Source organism: Paracoccus lichenicola (assembly GCF_009708075.1).
Classification (GTDB): domain Bacteria; phylum Pseudomonadota; class Alphaproteobacteria; order Rhodobacterales; family Rhodobacteraceae; genus Paracoccus; species Paracoccus lichenicola.
Genome location: NZ_WMBT01000002.1, coordinates 296,708 through 318,676, shown reverse-complemented (window position 1 = coordinate 318,676; position 21,969 = coordinate 296,708). Strand labels below are relative to the sequence as shown.

Below are 21,969 nucleotides of genomic sequence, written 5' to 3'. Positions count from 1 at the left end.
TTTAGGCAAAGGTGAAAGGCTTTTTTGCCAGATTTTCTACGAAATCTTAAGACTACCTTGCTTATGGTCCCTCTCGTGCCCGTGCGAAAGGATCGGTTATCAAGAAAACAGCGATAATGAAGGGGAGGGCGATGATGCCAGGATACCTGACCACGCATGTGCTGGACACCGCGCGCGGCCGCCCGGCCGAGGGGATGGAGGTGGTGCTGTTCCGTCTGGAAGATGGCCGGCGGACCGAGCTTGCGCGGCTGCGCACCAACGGCGACGGCCGCACCGACCGTCAGATCCTGCCTGCGGAAGGGTTCGCGACCGGCACCTATGAGCTGGAATTCCACGCCGGCGCCTGGATGGACGCCACGGGGGTCGAGGCGGAAAGCCCGCGCTTCCTGGATGTGATCCCGATCCGCTTCGGCATGTCGCAGGACGATCATTACCATGTGCCGCTGCTGGTCTCGCCCTTCGGCTATTCCACCTATCGGGGAAGCTGATCCCATGCTGCACCTGATCCCCGACCATATCGTTTTTTGGGAATGGCTGGCTTTCGCGATCCGCTGGACCCATGTCGTCACCGCCATTGCCTGGATCGGATCGTCCTTCTATTTCATCGCGCTGGATTTGGGCCTGCAAAAGGCGCCGCACCTGCCGAAAGGCGCGCATGGCGAGGAATGGCAGGTCCATGGCGGCGGCTTTTATCACGTCAACAAGTACCTGGTCGCGCCCGAGCAGATGCCCGAGCATCTGACCTGGTTCAAATGGGAAAGCTATTCCACCTGGCTGTCGGGCGCGGCGCTGCTGATGGTCACATACTGGGCAGGCGCGAACCTGTATCTGATCGACACGGCCAAGGCCGATCTGGCGACCTGGCAGGCGATCCTGATTTCCGGCGGGTCGCTGGCGTTGGGCTGGCTGATCTATGACACGCTGTGCAAGTCCCGCCTGGGCGAGACGCCGACGGCGCTGATGCTGCTGCTGTTCGTGGCGCTCGTGGTGATGGGGTGGGGCTATACGCAGGTCTTCACGGGGCGCGCGGCGCTGCTGCATCTGGGCGCGTTCACGGCCACGATCATGACGGCCAACGTGTTCTTCATCATCATGCCGAACCAGCGGATCGTGGTAGCCGACCTCAAGGCGGGCAGGGCGCCCGATCCGAAATACGGCAAGATCGCCAAGCTGCGGTCCACGCACAACAACTATCTGACGCTGCCGGTCATCTTCCTGATGCTGTCGAACCACTATCCGCTGGCCTTCGCCAGCGAATACAACTGGCTGATCGCGGCGCTGATCTTCCTGATGGGCGTGACCATCCGGCATTTCTTCAACACCATGCACGCCCGCAAGGGATACCGGTGGTGGACTTGGGCGGTCACGGTCGTGCTGTTCATCATGGTGATGTGGCTGTCCTCGGCCGGTCTGAACCAGGACACGCTGGAACAGGCCGAGGCGCGGTCCCTGACCCCGGTGGAAGCCCGCTTTGCCCAGGCCGAGGGGTTCGGGCAGGTCAGCGATGCGGTGCTGGGCCGCTGCTCCATGTGCCACGCCCGAGAGCCGGGCTATGAAGGCATCCATCACGCGCCGAAGGGGATTTTCCTGGAAACCCCCGGCGACATCGCGAAACACGCGCGAGAGATCTATGTCCAGGCCGGGCTGACCGATGCGATGCCGCCTGCGAACGTCACCTACATGGAGCCGCAGGAGCGTGCGCGGATCATCCGCTGGTTCCGCGCAGCCGGGGGCGCGAGCCTGGCCGGGATGTGATGGCGTTCACGATCAGGCCTGCGCGCCCCGAGGATACTCCGGCGCTGTTCGACGTGCGCACCTCGGTCCGCGAGAACCATCAGGGGGTCGAGGAACTGGCCGCCTTGGGCATCACCCCCGCCAGCATCTCGGCCATGATCGCGGCGGTGCCCTGCGCCTGGGTCGCGGTCGCCTATGACCGGGTGGTGGGCTTCACGATGATCGACATGGATCAGGGCACGCTGTTCGCGGCCTTCGTGCGGCCGGAATGCGAAGGGCAGGGCATCGGGCGCGCGCTGATCGCCCGGGCCGAAACCGCGCTGTTTCTCCGCCACGCGTCGATCTGGCTGGAAACCGGCCGCGACAGCCGCGCGGCTGCGGTCTATCGCCACCTTGGCTGGGGCGACGAGACGGATCTTGGCGGCGGGAACATCCGCCTGACCAAGGCGCGTCCGGCCTGAGCGTCAGAAGACCTTCTTCAGCTCGCGCACGGCGAAATCCGCGAACATCCGCACCTTGGGATCCTGCAAGCGCCGGTGCGGCGTCAGGCAGCCGAATTGCGCGGGTTGGGGGCGGTTCTGGGGCAGAACCTCGACCAAGCGCCCGGCCTTCAGATCGCTCGCCACCTCATACAGGGGGCGGTTCGCGATCCCCTCGCCGCCAAGCGCCCAGGCGGTCAGCACGTCGCCGTCGTCGGTGTCGAACCGCCCAGCCACCATCATCTTCTGCGGGCCGTCCTCGGATTGCAGCACCCAGAAATATTCGGGGCTGCGAGGATAGCGCAGCAGCAGGCAGTTGTGATCCACCAGATCCTCGGGCGTCTTCGGCGTGCCGTGGCGCGACAGGTAGTCGGGAGAAGCGACCAGGACGCGCGGGCAATCCGCGATCTTGCGCCATTTCAGCGCGGAATCCGCAGGCTCGCCCAGGAAGAAGGCCAGGTCGATGGCGTCCTCGACGATGTTGACGTTGCGGTCCGACAGCCGCAGCCGGAAATCGACGCCGGGGTTTTCCGCGCAGAAAGGCGGGATCAGCGGCGCGATCAAACGCCGTCCCAGGCCAAGCGGCGCGGTCAGGCGGATCACCCCCTGCGGACGACCCGAGAAGCTGGACACCAGCGCCTCGGCCTCGTCCAGCGTATCAATGACGCGGCGGGCGTTGTCATAGAAGGCGCGGCCGATCTCGGTGGGCGTCAGCTTGCGGGTGGTGCGGTTCAGCAGGCGCACGCCGAAGCGGTTTTCCAGATCCTTGATGCGGTTCGAGGCAACTGCCGGGGAAAGCCGCAGATCCCGGCCCCCCGCGGTGATCGACCCCAGTTCGACCACCCGGACGAAGACGCGCAGGCTTTCCAGATAGGACATGGATGATAGGCCGTTTTCAAGGAATCGTGTAAAGTCTTCCGGGTCGCCACCGATTTCGCAACCGTTTTTTTCGGCCTACGATTTCGGTGGGTCCACAGCCACGAAGGAATGCCATGACACCCGCGCTGCGCTTTCTGCTGAACGGTCGGCCGGTCGAACTGACCGAAGTCGGCGCGTCCGACACGCTGCTGGATTTCCTGCGCATCGACCGCCGCCTGACCGGCACCAAGGAAGGCTGCGCCGAGGGCGACTGTGGCGCCTGCACGGTGCTGGTGGGGCGGCTGACGGACGGCGGGTTGGTTTACGAGCCGGTGAACGCCTGCATCCGTTTCCTGGCAAGCTGCCACGGCTGCCATGTGGTGACGGTGGAACATCTGCGCGGCCCGGACGGCGGGCTGCACCCGATCCAGGCGGCGATGGTGGACCATCACGGCAGCCAGTGCGGCTTCTGCACGCCGGGGATCGTGATGGCGCTTTACGGGCTGTGGATGACCAATCCCGACGCGGGGGTCGCGGAGATCGAGGTCGCGCTGCAAGGCAACATCTGCCGCTGCACGGGATACGAGCCGATCATCAAGGCCGCGCTTGCGGCGGGCCGCGCGGGCGGTCAGGCCGCCGACGCGCTGGCGATGGAGCGAGAACTGGTGGCCGCGAAGCTGCGCGCCATGCGGGGGCAGCGGGTGGAATTGTCCAAGGGCGCCGAGCGCGCCATCATCCCCGCCGATGTGGACGACCTGGCGGCGGTGCTGGAGGCGGAACCCGGGGCCACGATCATCGCGGGCGCGACCGATGTGGGCCTGTGGGTCACGAAGTTCATGCGCGACATTTCCCCCGCCGTGTTCATCGGTCACTTGATGAAATCGGCTCGGGTCGAGGACGGCGAGATCCGCCTGGGCGCGGGCGTGACCTACAGCGAGGCAGCAGCACTGATCCGCGACCACATCCCTGCCGCCTACGATTACTGGCTGCGCATCGGCGGCTGGCAGGTGCGCAACATGGGCACCATCGGGGCGAACATCGCGAACGGTTCCCCCATCGGCGACACGCCGCCCTTGCTGATCACGCTGGGCGCGCGGATCGTGCTGCGCAAGGGTGATGCGCGCCGGGAAATCCTGCTGGAGGATTTCTTCATCGAATACGGGCGCCAGGACCGCGCGCCGGGCGAATTCGTGGAAGAAGTCATCATCCCGACCCGCCCGCAGGCCCGGATCGCCGCCTACAAGATCAGCAAGCGCCGCGACAGCGACATCACCGCCGTCGCCGCCGGTTTTTGCCTGAGCGTTGAAAATGGCATCATCACCGACGCCCGCATCTGCTTCGGCGGCATGGCGGGCATCCCGAAGCGCGCCACGGGGGCCGAGGCCGCGCTGACAGGCCAACCCTTCGCCCGCGACAGCTTCGAGGCCGCCGCCCGCGCCGTGGCGGGTGACTTCCAACCCTTGTCCGACTGGCGCGCCAGCGCCGATTACCGCCGCACGGTCGCCGCCAACCTGTTCCGCCGCTTCTGGCTGGAGCAATCCGAACCCGGCCTGCCCGTCCGCCTGCATAAAGCCGTGGGAGCGTGAAGATGAAAGACGAAACCACCCTCCGCGGCCAGGCGCATCAGGACACGGTCCACGACAGCGCCATCAAGCACGTCACCGGCCGCGCCGACTATACCGACGACCTGGCGGAACCCCATGGGTTGCTGCACGCCTATCTGGGCCTGTCGCAATGCGCCCATGGCCGGATCACCGGCATGGATTTTTCCGAAATCCTGGCCCATCCGGGCGTGGTGGGGGTGCTGACCGCCAGGGACATCCCCGGCGTCAACGATGTCTCGCCCAACGGCAAGAACGACGACCCGATCTTTGCCGAAGATGTGGTCCAATTCTGGGGCCAGCCGGTCTTCGCCGTGATCGCGGAAACCCGCGACGGGGCGCGGCGGGCGGCGCACAAGGCGCGCATCGCCTATGACGTGCTGCCCCACGCGCTGGACCCGATTGCCGCGCGCGATGCCGGCATGGGCTATGTCACCGACCCCCTGACCCTGAAGCGCGGCGATGCCGACGCGGGCATGGCCGCCGCCCCCCGCCGCATCGCGGGCCGCTTCGCCATCGGCGGGCAGGACCACTTCTATCTGGAGGGCCAGATCGCCATGGCCATTCCGGGCGAGGATGAGGACGTGACCATCAACGTCTCGACCCAGCACCCGTCCGAGGTTCAGCACATGGTGGCCCATGTCCTGGGCTGCCGGAACAACGCGGTGGTGGTGAACGTGCGGCGGATGGGCGGGGGCTTCGGCGGCAAGGAAACGCAGATGAACCTGTTCGCCTGCGTGGCCGCCATTGCGGCCAAACGCTGGAACCGCGCGGTGAAGATCCGTCCCGACCGCGACGACGACATGACCGCCACCGGCAAGCGGCATGATTTCGTCGTGGATTACGAGGTGGGCTTCGACGATGACGGCCGCATCCGCGCCGTGAGGGGGGACTGGTATGCCCGCTGCGGCTTTTCGGCGGATCTCTCCGGCCCGGTGACGGACCGCGCGCTGTTTCATTGCGACAACGCCTATTACTACCCGGACGTGCGCGTCAGCAGCCATCCGATGAAGACGAACACCGTCAGCAACACCGCCTTCCGCGGCTTCGGCGGCCCGCAGGGGGTGATCGTCGCGGAACGGATGATCGAGGAGATCGCCTATGCCCTGGGCCTTGATCCGCTGGAGGTGCGCAAGCGCAATCTTTACGAAAACGGCCAGCTGACCCCCTATCACCAGGAGGTCAACGACCAGATCCTGCCGCGTATCTTTGCCGAGCTTGAGGCCAGCAGCGACTATCACGCCCGCCGCCAGGCGGTGCTCGACTGGAACGCCAAGGGCGGCGTGATCCGCAAGGGCATCGCGTTGACGCCCGTCAAGTTCGGCATCAGCTTCACCGCCACCTGGTTCAACCAGGCGGGCGCGCTGATCCATGTCTATAACGACGGGTCCATCGCGCTGAACCATGGCGGCTGCGAGATGGGGCAGGGTCTGAACACCAAGGTCGCCCAGATCGTGGCCGAGGCCTTCCAGTGCGACATTTCCAACATCAAGATCACCCGCACCACGACGGAAAAGGTGCCCAACACCTCGGCCACGGCGGCGTCGTCGGGCACGGATCTCAACGGCATGGCGGCGCTGGATGCGGCGGAACAGATCAAGGCGCGGCTGGTCGAGTTCGTGGCCGAACGCTGGCAGCAACCCAAGGAGGAGGTGCGCTTCGTTCCCGGCCATGTCCGCGCGGGCGACCACCTGATCTCCTGGAATCAGGTGATCGCGGCGGCCTACATGGCGCGGATCCACCTGTCTGCGGCGGGCTTCTACAAGACGCCGAAGATCCATTGGGACCGCGCGACGGGGCGGGGACGGCCGTTCTATTACTATGCCTATGGCGCGGCGGTGTCCGAGGTGTCGGTCGATACGCTGACCGGCGAATACGTCATCGACCGGACGGACGTGATCCATGATGTCGGACGCAGCCTGAACCCCGCCATCGACAAGGGCCAGGTCGAGGGCGCCTTTGTCCAAGGCGCGGGCTGGCTGACCACGGAAGAACTGTGGTGGGACGACAAGGGCCGGCTGCGCACCCACGCGCCGTCCACCTACAAGGTGCCGCTGGCATCCGACCGCCCGCGCGTCTTCAACGTCAAGCTGGCCGACTGGTCCGAGGCGTCCGAGCGCACCATCAAGCGGTCCAAGGCCGTGGGAGAGCCGCCCTTCATGCTGGGCATTTCCGTCTTCGAGGCGATCAACATGGCCGTGGCCTCGTTCAACGGCTATCGCGAACCCGCGCGGCTGGACGCCCCCGCCACGCCCGAACGCGTGCTGATGGCGATCGAGGCGCTGCGGAAATGATCCGCGTCCGGGTCATTCAGGCCCTGGGATCCACCCCACGCGACGCGGGGGCCGAGATGTTCGTCTGTCCCAACAGGGTGGATGGCACCATCGGCGGCGGGCAACTGGAATACATGGCCATCAACCGTGCGCGGGCCATGCTGGCGTCGGGCGAGGAACGCGCGGACATGGACATCCCCCTCGGCCCCGAGATCGGGCAATGTTGCGGGGGCCGCGTGGTCCTGCACCTGGACCGCGAAGGCCCCACGCCGCAGGATCACCCCGACGTGCTGGTCTTCGGCGCGGGCCATGTCGGGCGCGCGCTGACCCTGGCCCTGCACCCCCTGCCGGTGAACGTCACGCTGATCGACCCGCGCCCCGAGGAATTGGCTCGGGCCGCCCCCGGCATCGCGACCCGCCTGATCCCGCTGCCCGAGGCCGAGATCCGCGCCGCCCGCCCCGGCAGCGCCGTGGTGATCCTGACCCATGACCACGCGCTCGATTTCCTGCTGGCGGCCGAGGCCTTGGCGCGCCCGGACCTGTCCTATGTCGGCATGATCGGCAGCGCGACCAAGCGCGCGCAGTTCACCCGCTTTGCCCGCGCGCGCGGCATCGACCCCACGCCCCTGGTCTGCCCCATCGGCGCAGGCTTTTCCCCCGACAAGCGCCCGGCGGTGATCGCCGCCTTCACCGCCGCCGAACTGATCGCGCGGCTGACCGCCACTTCTTCTTCACGCAAATATCCATGCAACAGTTGATCCGGGGCCGCGTGCTGTCCTTCCACGCCGACCCCCACGACACGCAAGACAACCATCGCTATATCGAGAATGGCGCCATCCTGGTCGAGGACGGCAAGATCCTCGCCGTGGATGACCAAGCCGCGCTGGCCCGCCCCGGCCTGGCCGAGATCGACCACCGCCCCCACCTGATCCTGCCGGGCTTCATCGACACGCATATCCATTTCCCTCAGGTCCAGGTGATCGCCAGCTGGGGCGCGCAGCTTCTGGACTGGCTGAACACCTATACCTTCCCCGAGGAAGCGCGCTTCGCCCAACAGGGCCACGCCCCCGCTATGGCCGAGGCCTTCCTGACCCTGCTGACCGACCACGGCACGACCACCGCCGTGGCCTTCTGTTCCGTCCACCCGCAATCCGCCGAGGCGCTGTTTTCCGCAGCCCACGCCCGGAACATGGCGATGGTGGCGGGCAAGGTGATGATGGACCGCAATGCCCCGCCCGAGGTTCTGGACACGCCGCAGAGGGGATACGACGACAGCAAGGCCCTGATCGCCCGCTGGCACGGCACGGGCCGCCAGCGTTACGCGATCACGCCGCGCTTCGCGATCACCTCGACCCCCGAACAGATGGCAATGGCGGGGCAACTGGTCCGCGAGCATCCCGACTGTCACGTCCAGACCCACCTGTCCGAGAACAAGGACGAGATCGACTATACCCTCAGCCTCTATCCGCAGGCGCGCGATTACCTCGACATCTACGAAACCCATGGCCTTCTTTCGGACAAGCTGCTGCTGGGCCATTCGATCCACCTGCGCCCGCGAGAGATCGCGCGCATGGCGGAAACCGGCAGCCGGGCGGTGTTCTGCCCGACCTCGAACCTGTTTCTCGGCTCGGGACTGTTCGACGAAGCGGGCCTGCGCGCGGCGGGCGTCACCAGCGGCATTGCCACCGACGTGGGCGGCGGCACCAGCTATTCCATGCTGCAGACCCTGAACGAGGGCTACAAGATCCTGCAACTGCGCGGCCAGAAGCTGACGCCCTTGCAGGCCTTCCACTGGATCACGCGCGGCAATGCCCTGGCCTTGGGGATGGCGGACGACATCGGCACGCTGGCGCCCGGCAGCATGGCGGATCTGGTGGTGCTGGACGCCCGCGCCACGCCTGCCATGGCCCTGCGCATGGAGCGGGCCGAGACGCTGGAACAGGAGCTGTTCGTCCTGCAGATCATGGGCGACGACCGCAGCATCCGCCAGACCTATGTGGCGGGCCAGCCCATGAAAACCGCAGGTTGAGTCGCGGGCGGGCTTTCCCGTTTCAGATCGGCAGGCTATCCCTTGCACGTAACCAGGTTGCAAGGGACAGCGCCATGACCAAGATCACCCCCGTTCTGATGGCCGGCGGTTCCGGCACCCGGCTGTGGCCGGTGTCCCGCAAGAGCTTTCCCAAGCAGTTCGCGCCCCTGGTGGGGGATCAGACGCTGTTCCAGGCATCGGCCCGCAGGCTGGCAGGCCCGGACTTCGCCGATCCGGTGGTGATGACGAACGCCGATTTCCGCTTCATCGTGGCCGAGCAACTGGACCAGGTGGGCATCCGGCCCGGCGCCATCGTGATCGAGCCATCAAGCCGCAACACCGCCCCCGCGATCCTGGTCGCGGCGTTGATGGTGGCGGCGAAAGACCCGGATGGGCTGCTTCTGGTTGCGCCTTCGGATCATGTCATCCCCGACGAGGCTGCCTTTGCGCGCGCCGTGCGGCAGGGCGTGGGACCGGCTGCGGAAGGACAGATCGTCACCTTCGGCATCACCCCCGACCGGCCCGAGACCGGCTATGGCTATCTGGAGCTGGCCGGGCAGGGCGACGGCCCGCAGCCGCTTGCGCGCTTTGTCGAAAAGCCCGATGCGGCCACGGCGGCGGACATGCTGGCGCAGGGGAATTTCCTGTGGAACGCGGGCATCTTCCTGTTCAAGGCCAGCGTGATGATCGACGCCTTCCGTGCCCATGCCCCGGACTACCTGTCCCCCGTCCTGGCGGCGCTGGACGAGGCCAAGGACGACATCGGCTTCCTGCGGCTGGCCAAGGGTCCGTGGGACAGCCTGCCCGACCAGTCCATCGACTATGCCGTGATGGAAAAGGCCCCCAACCTGACCGTTGTGCGCTTTTCCGAACGCTGGTCGGATCTGGGCGGTTGGGATGCCGTCTGGCGCGAGGCGCTGCTGGAGGCGCCTGCTGATGATGGCGTGGTGACGGACGGCAACTCGACCGCCATCGACTGCCATGACGTGCTGCTGCGTTCGGACAGCGAGGATTTGCAGGTCGTGGGCATCGGGCTGACCGACGTGATGGTCGTCGCGACCGCGGACGCGGTGCTGGTGGCGGACAAGAGCCGCGCGCAGGACGTGCGCCATGCCGTCGCCGCCTTGAAGGCCAAGGGCTGCAAGCAGGCCACCGCTTTCCCGCGCGATCACCGCCCCTGGGGATGGTTCGAGACGCTGGCGCTCGCCGACCGCTTCCAGGTCAAGCGCATCGTCGTGAAGCCCGGCGCGGCCCTGTCGCTGCAAAGCCATGTGCATCGGTCCGAACACTGGATCGTCGTCAGCGGCACCGCCAAGGTCACGGTGGACGACAAGGTGACGCTGGTGACGGAGAACCAGTCGATCTATGTCCCCTTGGGCGCGGTTCACCGGATGGAAAACCCCGGAAAGGTGCCGATGGTGCTGATCGAGGTGCAGACCGGCAGCTATCTGGGCGAGGACGACATCATCCGGTACGAGGATGTCTATGCCCGCGACAGCGCGGAGTAAGGCGGGGGCCAGCCCCCGCACCCCCGGGATATTTATGGTCCAATGCAGGAGGCTTTATCGCGGGGCCTCATAATCTTCTATAGGATTATGAATTTGCCGTTGCGAGGACCAACGTCTATATCTGCGCCTTCCTGGCAAGGGTGAGACAATGACCGGCAGACTTCCCCGATCCCCCGCATTCGCGGCGCTTGACGCTGTGGCGGCCGAACGGATCCTGATCCTCGACGGGGCCATGGGCACGCAGATCCAGCAGCTTGGCCTGGGCGAGGATGATTATACTGGCCATGGGTCAGGCCATGCCTGCCGCCACCATTCGGACCATCCGCAGCAGGGCAACAACGACCTGCTGATCCTGACGCAGCCCCAGGCGGTCGAGGAGATCCATTACCGCTATGCCATGGCGGGCGCCGACATCGTGGAAACGAACACCTTTTCCGCCACCACCATCGCCCAGGCCGATTACGGGATGGGGGCGGCGGTCCACGACCTGAACGTCGAAGGCGCGCGCATCGTGCGCCGGGCGTTGGACCGGGCGACGGCCCAGGACGGGCGGCCCCGTTTCGTCGCGGGCGCCATCGGGCCGACCAATCGCACCGCCTCCATCAGCCCGGACGTGAACGACCCGGGATACCGCGCCGTGACCTTTGACGACCTGCGCGCGGCCTATCTGCAACAGGCGCAGGGCCTGATCGAAGGCGGGGCCGACATCCTGCTGATCGAGACGATCTTCGACACGCTGAACGCCAAGGCCGCGATCTTTGCCTGCATCCAGGCGATGCAGGGCCATGGGCAGGAACTGCCGCTGATGATTTCGGGCACGATCACCGACGCGTCGGGGCGCACGCTGTCAGGGCAGACGCCGACGGCCTTCTGGTATTCGGTGCGCCATGCCCGACCTTGGTCGGTGGGGCTGAACTGCGCGCTTGGCGCATCCGCCATGCGCCCGCACCTGGCGGAACTGGCGGGCGTGGCGGACACCCACATCTGCGCCTATCCCAACGCAGGCCTGCCCAACGCCTTCGGCCAGTATGACGAAGGACCGAACGACACCGCCGTCCAGGTGGCCGAATTCGCCCGCGAGGGCCTGGTAAACGTCGTCGGCGGCTGCTGCGGCACCACGCCCGACCACATCCGCGCCATTGCCGAGGCTGTCGCCCAATATGCCCCCCGAAAGGTGCCAGAATATGTCTGAACAGCATATGCTTGAACGCCGGTTGCGCCTGTCGGGCCTGGAACCCTTTGTCCTTACCCCCGACATCCCCTTCGTGAACATCGGCGAACGCACCAACGTCACCGGCTCTGCGCGTTTCCGCAAGCTCATCACCAACCGCGACTATGCGGCCGCGCTGGAGGTCGCGCGCGACCAGGTGGAAAATGGCGCGCAGATCATCGACATCAACATGGACGAAGGCCTGATCGACAGCCGCGCCGCCATGGTCGAGTTCCTGAACCTGCTGGCGGCCGAGCCGGACATCGCCCGCGTCCCGGTGATGATCGACAGTTCCAAATGGGAGGTGATCGAGGCGGGCCTGCAATGCGTGCAGGGCAAGCCGGTCGTCAATTCCATCAGCATGAAGGAGGGCGAGGAGCAGTTCCGCCACCAGGCCGGGCTGTGCCTCGCCTATGGCGCGGCGGTCGTGGTCATGGCCTTCGACGAACAGGGCCAGGCCGACAGCTTTGCCCGCAAGACCGAGATCTGCGCGCGCGCCTATCGCATCCTTGTGGACGAGGTGGGCTTCCCGCCCGAGGACATCATCTTCGACCCCAACATCTTCGCCGTGGCGACAGGGATCGAGGAGCACAACAACTATGGCGTCGATTTCATCGAGGCCACGCGCTGGATCCGCCAGAACCTGCCCCACGCCCATGTCTCGGGCGGGGTGTCGAACCTGTCCTTCAGCTTCCGCGGCAACGAACCGGTGCGAGAGGCGATGCACGCCGTGTTCCTGTATCACGCCATCGGGGTGGGCATGGACATGGGCATCGTCAACGCGGGCCAGCTGGCGGTCTATGACGCGATCGAACCGGACCTGCGCGAGGCCTGCGAGGACGTGGTCCTGAACCGCCGCCCGGACGCGACCGAGCGCCTGCTGGACATCGCCGAACGCTTCAAGGGCGAGGGCGGGGCCAAGGCGCGCGAAAAGGATCTGTCCTGGCGCGAATGGACCGTGGAAAAGCGCCTGGAACATGCGCTGGTCAACGGCATCACCGAATACATCGAGGCCGACACCGAGGAAGCCCGGCTGACCGCCGAACGCCCGCTGCACGTCATCGAAGGCCCGCTGATGGCCGGGATGAACGTGGTGGGCGATCTCTTCGGCGCGGGCAAGATGTTCCTGCCCCAGGTCGTGAAATCCGCCCGCGTGATGAAGCAGGCCGTGGCCGTGCTGCTGCCCTACATGGAGGAGGAAAAGCGCCTGAACGGCGGGACCGAACGCGAAACGGCCGGCAGGATCCTGATGGCCACGGTCAAGGGCGATGTCCACGACATCGGCAAGAACATCGTGGGCGTCGTGCTGGCCTGCAACAATTACGAGGTGATCGACCTGGGCGTGATGGTCCCCGCCCAGAAGATCCTGGAGGTTGCGCGGGAACGGAACGTCGATGTGATCGGGCTGTCGGGCCTCATCACGCCGTCCCTGGACGAGATGGTCCATGTGGCATCCGAGATGGAGCGCGAGGGCTTCCGGGTGCCGCTGCTGATCGGCGGGGCCACGACCTCGAAAATCCACACGGCGGTCAAGATCGCGCCGCGCTATCACAAGGGTGCGGCGGTCTATGTCACCGATGCCAGCCGGGCAGTGGGGGTGGTGTCGTCCCTGCTGTCGCCAACCCAGCAGGCGGGCTATGTCGATGCGATCCGCGCCGAATATGCCGACGTGGCAGAACGCCACGAACGGGCCGAGGCCGCCAAGCAGCGCCTGCCGCTGACTGCGGCGCGGGCCAATGCGCTGAAGGTGGACTGGGCGGGCTATCGGGCGACCGCCCCGCGGTTCACCGGCGCCCGGATCATCGACGACTGGGATCTGGCGCAGATCGCGCGCTATATCGACTGGACGCCATTCTTCCAGACCTGGGACCTGAAGGGCGTCTATCCCCGCATCCTGGACGACGAAAAGCAGGGCGAGGCCGCCCGCGCCCTGTTCCACGAGTCGCAGGAGATGCTGGCCCGGATCATCGAGGGCCGCTGGTTCAACCCCCGCGCCGTGGTGGGCTTCTGGCCCGCCAATGCCGTGGGCGACGACATCCGCCTGTTCACGGACGAAGATCGGCGCGAACCGCTAGCGACGCTGCACACCCTGCGCCAGCAGGTGACGAAGCGCGGCGACCGCCCGAACGTCGCGCTGTCCGACTTCGTGGCCCCCGAAGGCCGGCGCGATTACGTGGGCGGCTTCGTCGTCACCGCCGGTCCCGAGGAATCCGAGATCGCCGCCCGCTATGAACGCGCGAACGACGATTACGGCGCGATCATGGTCAAGGCGCTTGCCGACCGCATCGCCGAGGCCATGGCCGAAATGCTGCACGAACGGGTCCGCAAGGAACTGTGGGGCTATGCCCCGGACGAAACCTTTGCCCCGCAGGACCTGATCGGCGAACCCTACAAGGGCATCCGTCCCGCGCCCGGCTATCCCGCGCAGCCGGACCATACCGAAAAGCTGACCCTGTTCCGCCTGCTGGACGCGGAAAACGCCACCGGCGTGCGCCTGACGGAAAGCATGGCGATGTGGCCGGGGTCGTCGGTGTCCGGCCTTTATATCGGCCACCCGGACAGCTATTACTTCGGCGTGGCGAAGATCGAGGAGGACCAGGCCCGCGACTATGCCGCCCGCAAAGGCATGGACCTGGCCGAGGTCGAACGCTGGCTCGCGCCGATCCTGAACTATATCCCGCGCAAAAAGGACGAGGCCGCCTGAGCCTCGCCCCTTCACCTTTGCCTAAATATCCCGCGGGGGTCCGGGGGCGCGAAGCCCCCGGCTTTCTCAGAACCCCGCCTTGATCTTCTCGAACTCGGCCAGTTGCTTCTCGCGCTGCGCCGGGTCGTTCGGGGTCTGGGCCAGGATCGGGGCGTCGACTTCGCTCAGCCCTTCCTTCACCGCAGGCTCATCCGCGATGGTCGCCATCGCCTCGGTCGAGGTGTGGCCATAGCCGATCGTGTCCAGCAGGGCCTTGGCCGCGCGCGGCTCCAGCCAGGCGTTGATGAAGTCATAGGCCTTTTCCTCGTTGCCCGGCCCGTCCTTCAGGTTGATGTAGCCGCAGAAGAAGGTGGACGACCCTTCCTTGGGCGCGCGCTGGAAGGCCACGGGGAAGTTGTCGGCCCGCAGATAGGTCACGCCGTCGTTCCAGGACCAGGCGATGTCCACGGCGCCGGACGCCATCAGTTGCGCCTGTTCCGACGGATCCGCCCAATAGGCCGCGACGTTCCCGTGCGCCTTGCGCAACCAGTCGGCGGCGGCGGCAAACTGTTCGTCGGTCACGTCCGTCCAGTCGGTCGTGCCCGTCGCCAGATAGGCCAGCGCCCAGACATCGTCCGACGAATCCGGCAATGAGACGCGCCCCTGGTATTTGGGATCGGTGAAGACCTGCAAGGTGGACACATCCTCGGCAGGCACCGTTTCGGGGTTATAGGCGATGGCGGTCGCGCCCCAGTCGGTCGGGATGTACCAAACCCCTTCGGCATCCTTGAACACCTCGGATTCCAGGAACTGCGGGTCGATCTTGTCGAAGTTGGGGATCTTGGAGGTGTCCCACGGCTCGATCAGGCCCGCGTCGCGGTATTTGCTGACCATCTGGCTGCACGGATGCGCCACGTCGGCCTTGAAGCCCGAGGCGATCTTCTGGAACGCCTCGTCGTCGTCGCCGTAAAAGGCATAGGTGGGGCTGTCGCCGTGCTTGTCGATATAGCCTTGGAAGATCGACGGCTCCTCGAACCCCGCCCAGTCGAAGACGGTCAGGTCCGGGTCCGCCGCCAGGGCGGGCAGGGCGATGGCAGAGGCGAGGGCGGTGGTGATCAGCAAGCGCATGAAATCGGGCCTTCCTGTTGGGCGGTTTGATGCAAACGCTAGCGGCGGGCAAACCGCCGCGCAAGGGCATCGCGCGCCGGTCAAGGACCGGTGATCAGCGCATCCGCAAGGCGCCGTCCAGCCGGATCACCTCGCCGTTCAGATAGGCATTTTCGACGACATGCGCGGCCAGGCGCGCGAATTCCGCCGGATCGCCCAAGCGCGGCGGAAAGGGGATGTCGGCGGCCAACCCGTCCTGCACGTCGGGCGGCAGCCCGCGCAGCATGGGCGTGGCGAAGATGCCCGGCGCGATGGCGCAGACGCGGACGCCCACGCCCGCCAGGTCGCGCGCGAGCGGCAGGGTCATGCCCGCGATCCCCGCCTTGGACGCCGCATAGGCCGCCTGGCCCTTTTGCCCGTCGAAGGCCGCGATGGACGCCGTGTTGACGATCACGCCGTTTTCCGCCCGCCCGTTCCTGGCCATCTCGGCTGCGGCCAGCCGCAGGACGTTGAAGCTGCCGATCAGGTTCACCTCGACCACACGCCGAAAGGCGTCCAGATCATGCGGCCCGTTCCGGCCCAGGGTCTTTTCCCCGATCACCACGCCCGCGCAGTTCACGCAGATGTCGATGCCGCCCATGATCCCCACCGCCTGAGCGATGGCCTGGCCCACGCTGTCGGCGGATGTCACATCCGCCTGCACATGATTCGGATCGTCGCCCGCCGCGCGGTCCAGGATGACCACCGTCGCGCCGCGCTCGCGGAAATGCGCAGCCGTCGCCGCCCCCAGGCCGGATGCGCCGCCGGTGACGATGGCGCGGCTGTTCTTCAGATCCATGGTTCCCTCATGCGTCCAGCAGTTCCGGCCCGCCGGTGATGGCGGGGTCGGGCAGGCCTATCGCATCCCTGTCCTTGCCCGCGAAATCCACCGCGTTCAGGATCGTCTGGATCGCGGCGATGCGGGCGCGGCGCTTGTCGTCGGACCGGATCACGGTCCAGGGCGCGATGGGCGAATGGGACAGGTTCAGCGTGTCGCGGATCGCCACAGTATAGTCGTCCCATTTCGCCAACCCGTCCACGTCGATCGAGGACAGCTTCCATTGCTTCAGGGGATCGGCCTCGCGGTCCAGGAAGCGGCGCAACTGCTCGGCGCGGCCCACGTTCAGCCACAGCTTGACCAGGATGATGCCGTCATCGACCAGGGTCTGCTCGAACCCCGGCAATTGCCGGAAAAAGGCGTTCCTCTGCTGTTCGGTCGAAAAGCCGAAGACGCGTTCGACGATGCCGCGGTTGTACCAGCTGCGGTCGAACAGCGCGATTTCCCCCGCGGCGGGCAACCAGTCCACGTAACGCTGGAAATACCACTGGCCCGCCTCGCGGCTGGTGGGGGTGGGCAGGGCCACGATGTTGGCGGAACGCGGGTTCAGGTTTTCGCGCGTCCGTTCGATGGTGCCGCCCTTGCCGGCGGCGTCGCGCCCCTCGAACAGCACGACCAGACGCTTTCTGGTGGCGACGATGTCATGCATCATCCGCACCAGTTGCAACTGCAACCGGTCCATCTGCGCCTCGTAGGCCTTCTTGTCCATGCCCGCGCGGTAAGGATAGGTCGGGTCCAGGATGTCGTCCTTGCCCGCGCCGTCCAGCAGCTTGCGGATGTCCTTGGGCGCGGCCTTCAGCGCGGCGGTGATCTGGCCGACCAGCGGCAGGTCCGGTGTCTTGACCATCGTTCATCCTTCGCCGATGCGGGACAGGTCGTATTCGGTCGTCTGATAGATCTCGTTGATCCAGTTACCGTAAAGCAGATGCGCATGGCTGCGCCAGCGGTTCGAGGGCGCGCGCGCCGGATCGTCGTCGGGATAATAGTTCAGCGGCACGGTGATGGGCTTTCCTGCCGCCACGTCGCGGTCGTATTCCTCTTTCAGGGTGGTGCTGTCGTATTCCAGGTGGTTGAAGATATACAGCGCGCGGTGCCCCGGATCCTCCAGCAGGCAGGGGCCGCATTGGTCGCTGGCAAGCAGGGTGCGCAGGGCGGGGCGGGCGTCCACCTCGGCCTGGCGGATTTCGGTCCAGCGGCTGACGGGGACCAGAACGTCGTCGGAAAAGCCCCGCAGATAGGGGGATGCCGGGGCCAGGTTGCGGTGGCGGAAGCAGCCGAAGGCCTTGTGATCCAGAGGGTGCTTTTCCAGCCGATGGAAATGCCAGGCCATCGCCATGCCGCCCCAGCAGACGCCGAAGGTCGAATGGACATGGCTTTGCGTCCAAGCGAAGACCCGGGTCAGTTCGTCCCAATAGGTCACGTCCTCGAAGGGCAACAGCTCGACCGGGGCGCCGGTGATGATGAGGCCGTCGAACTTCTCTCCCGTGGCCTCTACCTCTCGGAAGGGGCGGTAGAAGCTTTCCAGGTGGTCGGCGGCGGTATTGCGGCTTTCGTGGTCCGACATGCGGATCAGCTGGAAGTCGATCTGCAACGGCGTGGCCCCGATCAGCCGGGCGAACTGGTTTTCCGTCTGGATCTTCTTGGGCATCAGGTTCAGCAGCCCGATGCGCAGCGGGCGGATGTCCTGGGTGGCGGCCCGGCCCGGCGACATGACCATCACGCCTTCGTCCGACAGGATGCGATAGGCGGGGAGGTTCTCGTTCAGGGTAATGGGCATGTCAGGCTTCCTTGCGGTCGATGGCGCGGGCGATCAGGGCGTCGAAATCCGCCGGGCTGCGGACCTGGGCCACCTCCTCGGCCAGGACGGTGACGCCGCGCCGCGCCATCGCCTCGTATCGCGGCTGGCGGTGCGCCAGCGCGCGGGCATAGGTCCAGCGGATGAAGTCGTCGGGATTGACCTCGTCCCCCTCAAGGCCCTTTTCGACGCGATAGGCAATCCAGGCCTTTTCCAGGAATTCCGGCTGGTAGTACATGGGCTTGGGCGCGCGGTCGAAGCGGCGCACCAGTTCGGCGGTATGCGCGTCCGACCCCTTGATCCAGACCATCAGCAGATCGCGCGCCAAGGCGGTCAGGACCGGATCGGCGGGATCATCGGGGTCCACCACCTCGCAGATCGAGCCGCCCGAGTCGCAGACGAAATGCGGGATGGCATAGATGTCGCGGGCGCGGTCCATGAAGTGCCGCGTGTCCAGCAGGGCCGCGATTTCCGCCCGGCGGTGCTGGTTCTGGCGCAGGCAGTATTCGTCGAAGGGCAGGCCGCCACGACTGGGGCTGCCGGGCTTGCCCAGATAGGTGGACAAGGGCGCCAGGTTGTCGAAGGTGATGTTGCTGGCGACATAGATGCTGTCCGACAGCAGCAATTCGCGCAGGAAGGGCACCTTCATCGCCTCTCGCTTGAAGTTGTCGGCGATGAATTCGCCCATGTAGCGGGTGCCGATGCGGTAATCGACGGAATAATGGAACCAGTCGCCCGCCTCGCGCAGCATGTTGGCCAGATAGGTCTTGCCCAGGCCGGACATCCCGAACAGGACGACGCGCCTGGACGCCGCCCCCAGCCATTCGCCGCCGCTGCCATGGATCATCGGATGCCCTTTCGTTTCGCGCGCATAGGTAATGCGCGCGCCCGCGAAAGCAAAGGCCCCGCCGGGGCGGGGCCTTGCCGTTGTCGGGGTTAGTCCGGGATCAGAAGCTGTAGCCGATGCGCACGCCGATGCCCCACAGGTCGTTGTCCTCCATCCGGGCGCGCTCGGTGTCGGGCGTGCCGGTTTCGGGACGCGCGTCGCCCAGCCTGGAATAGTTGATGCCGGTCGTGATCTTCATGTTGTCCATGGTATAGATCGCGGCCAGCGTGATCCCCTTGCGCCCGTTGGTGGGCGCCAGCGGCGAGACCAGGTCGTCGCCTGTCGGTTCATAGGTGAAGGCCGCCGAACCCGACCAGTTTTCGGTGAACTTGCGGCCCAGGCCGATGGTGTAGGTCGTGGAGTTTTCCAGATCGACCAACCCGCCACCGGTGACGGTCGTGAAGTTCACGGGATCGACGCGGAATTCGGACCATTTCACCCAACGGATCGAGCCGAACAGCAGCGTGCCTTCGGCAATGCCGGTCTGGCCTTCCAGCGTGACCGATTGCGGCGTCTTGACCGTGGTGGTCGAGGTGCCGTTCAGCAGCGGCAGGGCCGGGATCGCGCCCGGCCCGTCGGGATCGATCAGCGGCCCGGTTTCCACCGTGTCGAAATCGTGGTCCACCGACGAGTTGTATGTCAGCGAGACGCGCGCCGCGATTTCCGGGATTTCATAGGCAGCGCCGATAACATAGCCCACGCCCCAGGCGTCATCCAGATCGACGCTGTATCCGGCAACCGGCCCATAGGCCAGGCCGTCCAGCGTCACCAGCCCGTTGGCCTTCGACGCGCGAATACCGCCATGAATCGAGAAGTTGTTGTCGAAGCGATAGCGGCCAAGGGCCGTGAAGGTGGTCGAATCCACCTGCGCGCGCGTCCCCCCCAACAGGACGGACCCCCCCTCGGCCGCCGCGGGATACAGGATATCCGCCCCGAAGGGCTGTTCCATGATGAACGCCGCCGACAGGTTGTCGGTGAACTGGTGCTTGTAGGCCAGGCCCACGAAGCCATAGCCCTGCGCCACGTCGCCCGTGTCGAAGCCCAGGCTGTCGGTGCCCTCGACTGTCGGATCGGCACCGCCAAAGCTCAACTCGGCGTAGTTTCCTTCCTCGAACAGGATCGACAAGGATTGCGGCGCACGTTCGATCCCGCCCGCGACCATCGGCGAGGCCGAGATCAGCAGGACCGCGCCGCCTGTCAGGATTTTCTTCATAGGTTCCTCCCTTAGCAGTCATGGGACCGCTGGACTCGCAACTTATCGCCGATGTTCTACGAATCAATTAACAGCGCAACATGACGCGGCGTTCGCCCGGAACGCGCGCCCCGCCCGTGGCTTTGCAGCAACTTTCGGTTGTTCCGCCCCGCCGGCCCCGCGCAACAAAATCGCCGGTGCGCACTGGACAAACCCTGCCGCCCGTGAAAGGGGAAACTGCCAAACGAAATTGCCGCAAGGACACCCGCCATGCAGATTCGCGAGGCCCTGACCTTTGACGATGTTCTTCTGGTTCCCGCCGCATCCACGGTCATGCCCTCGACCGCCGATGTGACAACGCGCGTGACGCGCGCCATCGCCATGAACATCCCGCTTCTGTCCTCGGCGATGGACACGGTGACGGAAAGCCGCATGGCCATCGCCATGGCCCAGGCAGGCGGCATGGGCGTGATCCACCGCAACCTTTCGGCCGAGCAGCAGGCCGATGAGGTCCGCCGCGTCAAGCGCTTCGAATCCGGCATCGTCTACAACCCGATCACGCTGCGGCCCGACCAGACGCTGGCCGATGCCAAGGCCTTCCAGGACCGCTACAACGTCACGGGCTTTCCCGTCGTGGACGAGGCGGGCCGCGTGGTGGGCATCGTGACCAACCGCGACATGCGCTTTGCCAGCGACGACCGGACGCCGGTCCGCGCCATGATGTCGTCCGAAAACCTGGCCATCCTGCGCGAACCCGCCGACCGGGCCGAGGCGATCAGCCTGATGAAGGCCCGCCGCATCGAGAAGCTGCTGGTGACGGATGCCGCGGGCAAGCTGACGGGCCTGCTGACGCTGAAGGATACCGAACAATCGGTCCTGAACCCGCTGGCCTGCAAGGACGACCTGGGCCGGCTGCGCGTGGCTGCCGCATCCACCGTCGGCGACGAGGGGTTCGAGCGCAGCCAGGCCCTGATCGAGGCGGGCGTGGACATGGTGGTGATCGACACCGCCCACGGCCATTCGGCAGGCGTGGCCCGCGCGGTGGAGCGCGTCAAGCTGTTTTCCAACCAGGTGCAGGTGGTCGCGGGCAACGTCGCCACGGCCGAGGCCACGCGCGCGCTGATCGACGCGGGCGCGGACGCGGTCAAGGTGGGCATCGGACCGGGGTCGATCTGCACCACGCGGATCGTCGCGGGCGTGGGCGTGCCGCAGCTGACGGCGATCATGGACGCGGCATCGGCTGCGGGCGACGTGCCGATCATCGCGGATGGCGGCATCAAGTATTCGGGCGATTTCGCCAAGGCCATTGCGGCGGGCGCCAGTTGCGCAATGGTCGGCAGCGCCATCGCGGGCACGGATGAATCCCCGGGCGAGGTGATCCTGTATCAGGGCCGCAGCTTCAAGTCCTATCGCGGCATGGGCAGCCTGGGCGCCATGGCGCGGGGGTCCGCCGACCGTTACTTCCAGAAGGACGCCGCGACCGACAAGCTGGTCCCCGAGGGGATCGAGGGGCAGGTGCCCTACAAGGGTTCGGCCAGCGCGGTGATCCACCAGCTGGTGGGGGGCCTGCGGGCCGCCATGGGCTATACCGGCTGCGCCACGGTCGAGGAGATGCGCCAAAACTGCCAGTTCGTGCGCATCACCGGCGCGGGGCTGAAGGAAAGCCACGTCCACGACGTTCAGATCACGCGGGAAAGCCCGAACTATCGGCTGGGGTGAACCGGCCGTTCGCCAAGA

18 protein-coding genes are annotated in these 21,969 nt (G+C 66.2%); 11 read left to right on the top strand and 7 right to left on the bottom strand.

Features of this window, described 5'->3' with window-relative positions:
• The first annotated feature begins 134 nt into the window (after positions 1-134).
• Genes uraH through GIY56_RS04975 form a run of 3 tightly spaced genes read left to right on the top strand, consistent with a single transcriptional unit; the run spans position 135 to position 2,195 of the window.
• Positions 135-488: a hydroxyisourate hydrolase gene (gene uraH, locus GIY56_RS04985; protein ID WP_154763914.1), complete on the top strand. Its 354-nt coding sequence runs from the start codon at positions 135-137 to the stop codon at positions 486-488.
• A 4-nt stretch (positions 489-492) separates the two neighbouring features.
• Positions 493-1,755, top strand: a complete 1,263-nt coding sequence (locus tag GIY56_RS04980) for a urate hydroxylase PuuD (protein WP_154763697.1) — start codon at positions 493-495, stop codon at positions 1,753-1,755.
• On the top strand, positions 1,755-2,195 hold the full coding sequence (locus GIY56_RS04975) for a GNAT family N-acetyltransferase (protein ID WP_154763696.1): 441 nt from the start codon (positions 1,755-1,757) through the stop codon (positions 2,193-2,195). Before GIY56_RS04980 ends, GIY56_RS04975 begins: the two co-directional genes overlap by 1 nt.
• A gap of 3 nt (positions 2,196-2,198) precedes the next feature.
• On the opposite strand, the gene GIY56_RS04970 is transcribed toward GIY56_RS04975, so the two are convergent.
• Positions 2,199-3,092 (bottom strand): LysR family transcriptional regulator, encoded by an 894-nt coding sequence (locus tag GIY56_RS04970; protein ID WP_154763695.1) that lies wholly within the window; start codon positions 3,090-3,092, stop codon positions 2,199-2,201.
• Positions 3,093-3,205: 113 nt separating this feature from the next.
• On the opposite strand from GIY56_RS04970, the gene xdhA reads away from it, so the two are divergent.
• The 7 genes from xdhA (at position 3,206) to metH (ending at position 14,396) form a co-directional block, all read left to right on the top strand.
• A complete protein-coding gene (gene xdhA, locus GIY56_RS04965; protein WP_154763694.1) occupies positions 3,206-4,657 on the top strand; it encodes a xanthine dehydrogenase small subunit in 1,452 nt (483 codons plus the stop codon).
• 2 nt (positions 4,658-4,659) lie between these two features.
• The gene (gene xdhB / locus GIY56_RS04960) at positions 4,660-6,966 is read left to right on the top strand and encodes a xanthine dehydrogenase molybdopterin binding subunit (RefSeq protein WP_154763693.1); all 2,307 of its coding nucleotides are present in this window, start codon (positions 4,660-4,662) and stop codon (positions 6,964-6,966) included.
• On the top strand, positions 6,963-7,703 hold the full coding sequence (gene xdhC / locus GIY56_RS04955; RefSeq protein WP_154763692.1) for a xanthine dehydrogenase accessory protein XdhC: 741 nt from the start codon (positions 6,963-6,965) through the stop codon (positions 7,701-7,703). The genes xdhB and xdhC overlap by 4 nt, the downstream gene beginning before the upstream one ends.
• Positions 7,691-8,974: a guanine deaminase gene (guaD, locus tag GIY56_RS04950; protein WP_154763691.1), complete on the top strand. Its 1,284-nt coding sequence runs from the start codon at positions 7,691-7,693 to the stop codon at positions 8,972-8,974. The genes xdhC and guaD overlap by 13 nt, the downstream gene beginning before the upstream one ends.
• A 74-nt stretch (positions 8,975-9,048) precedes the next feature.
• Entirely contained in the window at positions 9,049-10,482 is a 1,434-nt protein-coding gene (locus GIY56_RS04945) for a mannose-1-phosphate guanylyltransferase/mannose-6-phosphate isomerase (RefSeq protein WP_154763690.1), read from the top strand.
• 148 nt (positions 10,483-10,630) lie between these two features.
• Positions 10,631-11,674 (top strand): homocysteine S-methyltransferase family protein, encoded by a 1,044-nt coding sequence (locus tag GIY56_RS04940; RefSeq protein WP_154763689.1) that lies wholly within the window; start codon positions 10,631-10,633, stop codon positions 11,672-11,674.
• Positions 11,675-11,681: 7 nt separating this feature from the next.
• Positions 11,682-14,396, top strand: a complete 2,715-nt coding sequence (metH, locus tag GIY56_RS04935) for a methionine synthase (RefSeq protein ID WP_154763913.1) — start codon at positions 11,682-11,684, stop codon at positions 14,394-14,396.
• A gap of 66 nt (positions 14,397-14,462) precedes the next feature.
• On the opposite strand, the gene GIY56_RS04930 is transcribed toward metH, so the two are convergent.
• The 6 genes from GIY56_RS04930 to GIY56_RS04905 form a co-directional block, all read right to left on the bottom strand.
• Complete coding sequence (locus tag GIY56_RS04930) at positions 14,463-15,503, bottom strand: ABC transporter substrate-binding protein (RefSeq protein ID WP_154763688.1); 1,041 nt, start codon at positions 15,501-15,503, stop codon at positions 14,463-14,465.
• Between the two features lie 94 nt (positions 15,504-15,597).
• Entirely contained in the window at positions 15,598-16,320 is a 723-nt protein-coding gene (locus GIY56_RS04925; RefSeq protein WP_154763687.1) for an SDR family NAD(P)-dependent oxidoreductase, read from the bottom strand.
• A gap of 7 nt (positions 16,321-16,327) precedes the next feature.
• A complete protein-coding gene (gene ppk2 / locus GIY56_RS04920; protein ID WP_154763686.1) occupies positions 16,328-17,206 on the bottom strand; it encodes a polyphosphate kinase 2 in 879 nt (292 codons plus the stop codon).
• Positions 17,207-17,209: 3 nt separating this feature from the next.
• Entirely contained in the window at positions 17,210-18,136 is a 927-nt protein-coding gene (locus GIY56_RS04915) for a homoserine O-succinyltransferase (protein ID WP_154763685.1), read from the bottom strand.
• 1 nt (position 18,137) lies between these two features.
• Positions 18,138-19,001, bottom strand: a complete 864-nt coding sequence (locus GIY56_RS04910) for an ATPase (protein WP_154763684.1) — start codon at positions 18,999-19,001, stop codon at positions 18,138-18,140.
• Positions 19,002-19,101: 100 nt separating this feature from the next.
• Complete coding sequence (locus GIY56_RS04905; RefSeq protein ID WP_154763683.1) at positions 19,102-20,253, bottom strand: OmpP1/FadL family transporter; 1,152 nt, start codon at positions 20,251-20,253, stop codon at positions 19,102-19,104.
• Between the two features lie 249 nt (positions 20,254-20,502).
• On the opposite strand from GIY56_RS04905, the gene guaB reads away from it, so the two are divergent.
• Positions 20,503-21,951, top strand: coding sequence for an IMP dehydrogenase (guaB, locus tag GIY56_RS04900; protein WP_154763682.1), 1,449 nt, complete (start codon positions 20,503-20,505; stop codon positions 21,949-21,951).
• Positions 21,952-21,969 lie beyond the last annotated feature (18 nt).

What these genes read in the sequence shown, in the direction of transcription:
- GIY56_RS04905 (WP_154763683.1), bottom strand. Translation starts at nt 20,253, where the DNA reads ATGAAGAAAATCCTGACAGGCGGCGCGGTCCTGCTGATCTCGGCCTCG.
- xdhC (WP_154763692.1), top strand. Translation starts at nt 6,963, where the DNA reads ATGATCCGCGTCCGGGTCATTCAGGCCCTGGGATCCACCCCACGCGAC.
- GIY56_RS04940 (WP_154763689.1), top strand. Translation starts at nt 10,631, where the DNA reads ATGACCGGCAGACTTCCCCGATCCCCCGCATTCGCGGCGCTTGACGCT.
- GIY56_RS04910 (WP_154763684.1), bottom strand. Translation starts at nt 19,001, where the DNA reads ATGATCCATGGCAGCGGCGGCGAATGGCTGGGGGCGGCGTCCAGGCGC.
- ppk2 (WP_154763686.1), bottom strand. Translation starts at nt 17,206, where the DNA reads ATGGTCAAGACACCGGACCTGCCGCTGGTCGGCCAGATCACCGCCGCG.
- guaD (WP_154763691.1), top strand. Translation starts at nt 7,691, where the DNA reads ATGCAACAGTTGATCCGGGGCCGCGTGCTGTCCTTCCACGCCGACCCC.
- GIY56_RS04925 (WP_154763687.1), bottom strand. Translation starts at nt 16,320, where the DNA reads ATGGATCTGAAGAACAGCCGCGCCATCGTCACCGGCGGCGCATCCGGC.
- GIY56_RS04970 (WP_154763695.1), bottom strand. Translation starts at nt 3,092, where the DNA reads ATGTCCTATCTGGAAAGCCTGCGCGTCTTCGTCCGGGTGGTCGAACTG.
- GIY56_RS04930 (WP_154763688.1), bottom strand. Translation starts at nt 15,503, where the DNA reads ATGCGCTTGCTGATCACCACCGCCCTCGCCTCTGCCATCGCCCTGCCC.
- GIY56_RS04945 (WP_154763690.1), top strand. Translation starts at nt 9,049, where the DNA reads ATGACCAAGATCACCCCCGTTCTGATGGCCGGCGGTTCCGGCACCCGG.
- guaB (WP_154763682.1), top strand. Translation starts at nt 20,503, where the DNA reads ATGCAGATTCGCGAGGCCCTGACCTTTGACGATGTTCTTCTGGTTCCC.
- uraH (WP_154763914.1), top strand. Translation starts at nt 135, where the DNA reads ATGCCAGGATACCTGACCACGCATGTGCTGGACACCGCGCGCGGCCGC.
- xdhB (WP_154763693.1), top strand. Translation starts at nt 4,660, where the DNA reads ATGAAAGACGAAACCACCCTCCGCGGCCAGGCGCATCAGGACACGGTC.
- GIY56_RS04980 (WP_154763697.1), top strand. Translation starts at nt 493, where the DNA reads ATGCTGCACCTGATCCCCGACCATATCGTTTTTTGGGAATGGCTGGCT.
- GIY56_RS04915 (WP_154763685.1), bottom strand. Translation starts at nt 18,136, where the DNA reads ATGCCCATTACCCTGAACGAGAACCTCCCCGCCTATCGCATCCTGTCG.
- metH (WP_154763913.1), top strand. Translation starts at nt 11,682, where the DNA reads ATGCTTGAACGCCGGTTGCGCCTGTCGGGCCTGGAACCCTTTGTCCTT.
- GIY56_RS04975 (WP_154763696.1), top strand. Translation starts at nt 1,755, where the DNA reads ATGGCGTTCACGATCAGGCCTGCGCGCCCCGAGGATACTCCGGCGCTG.
- xdhA (WP_154763694.1), top strand. Translation starts at nt 3,206, where the DNA reads ATGACACCCGCGCTGCGCTTTCTGCTGAACGGTCGGCCGGTCGAACTG.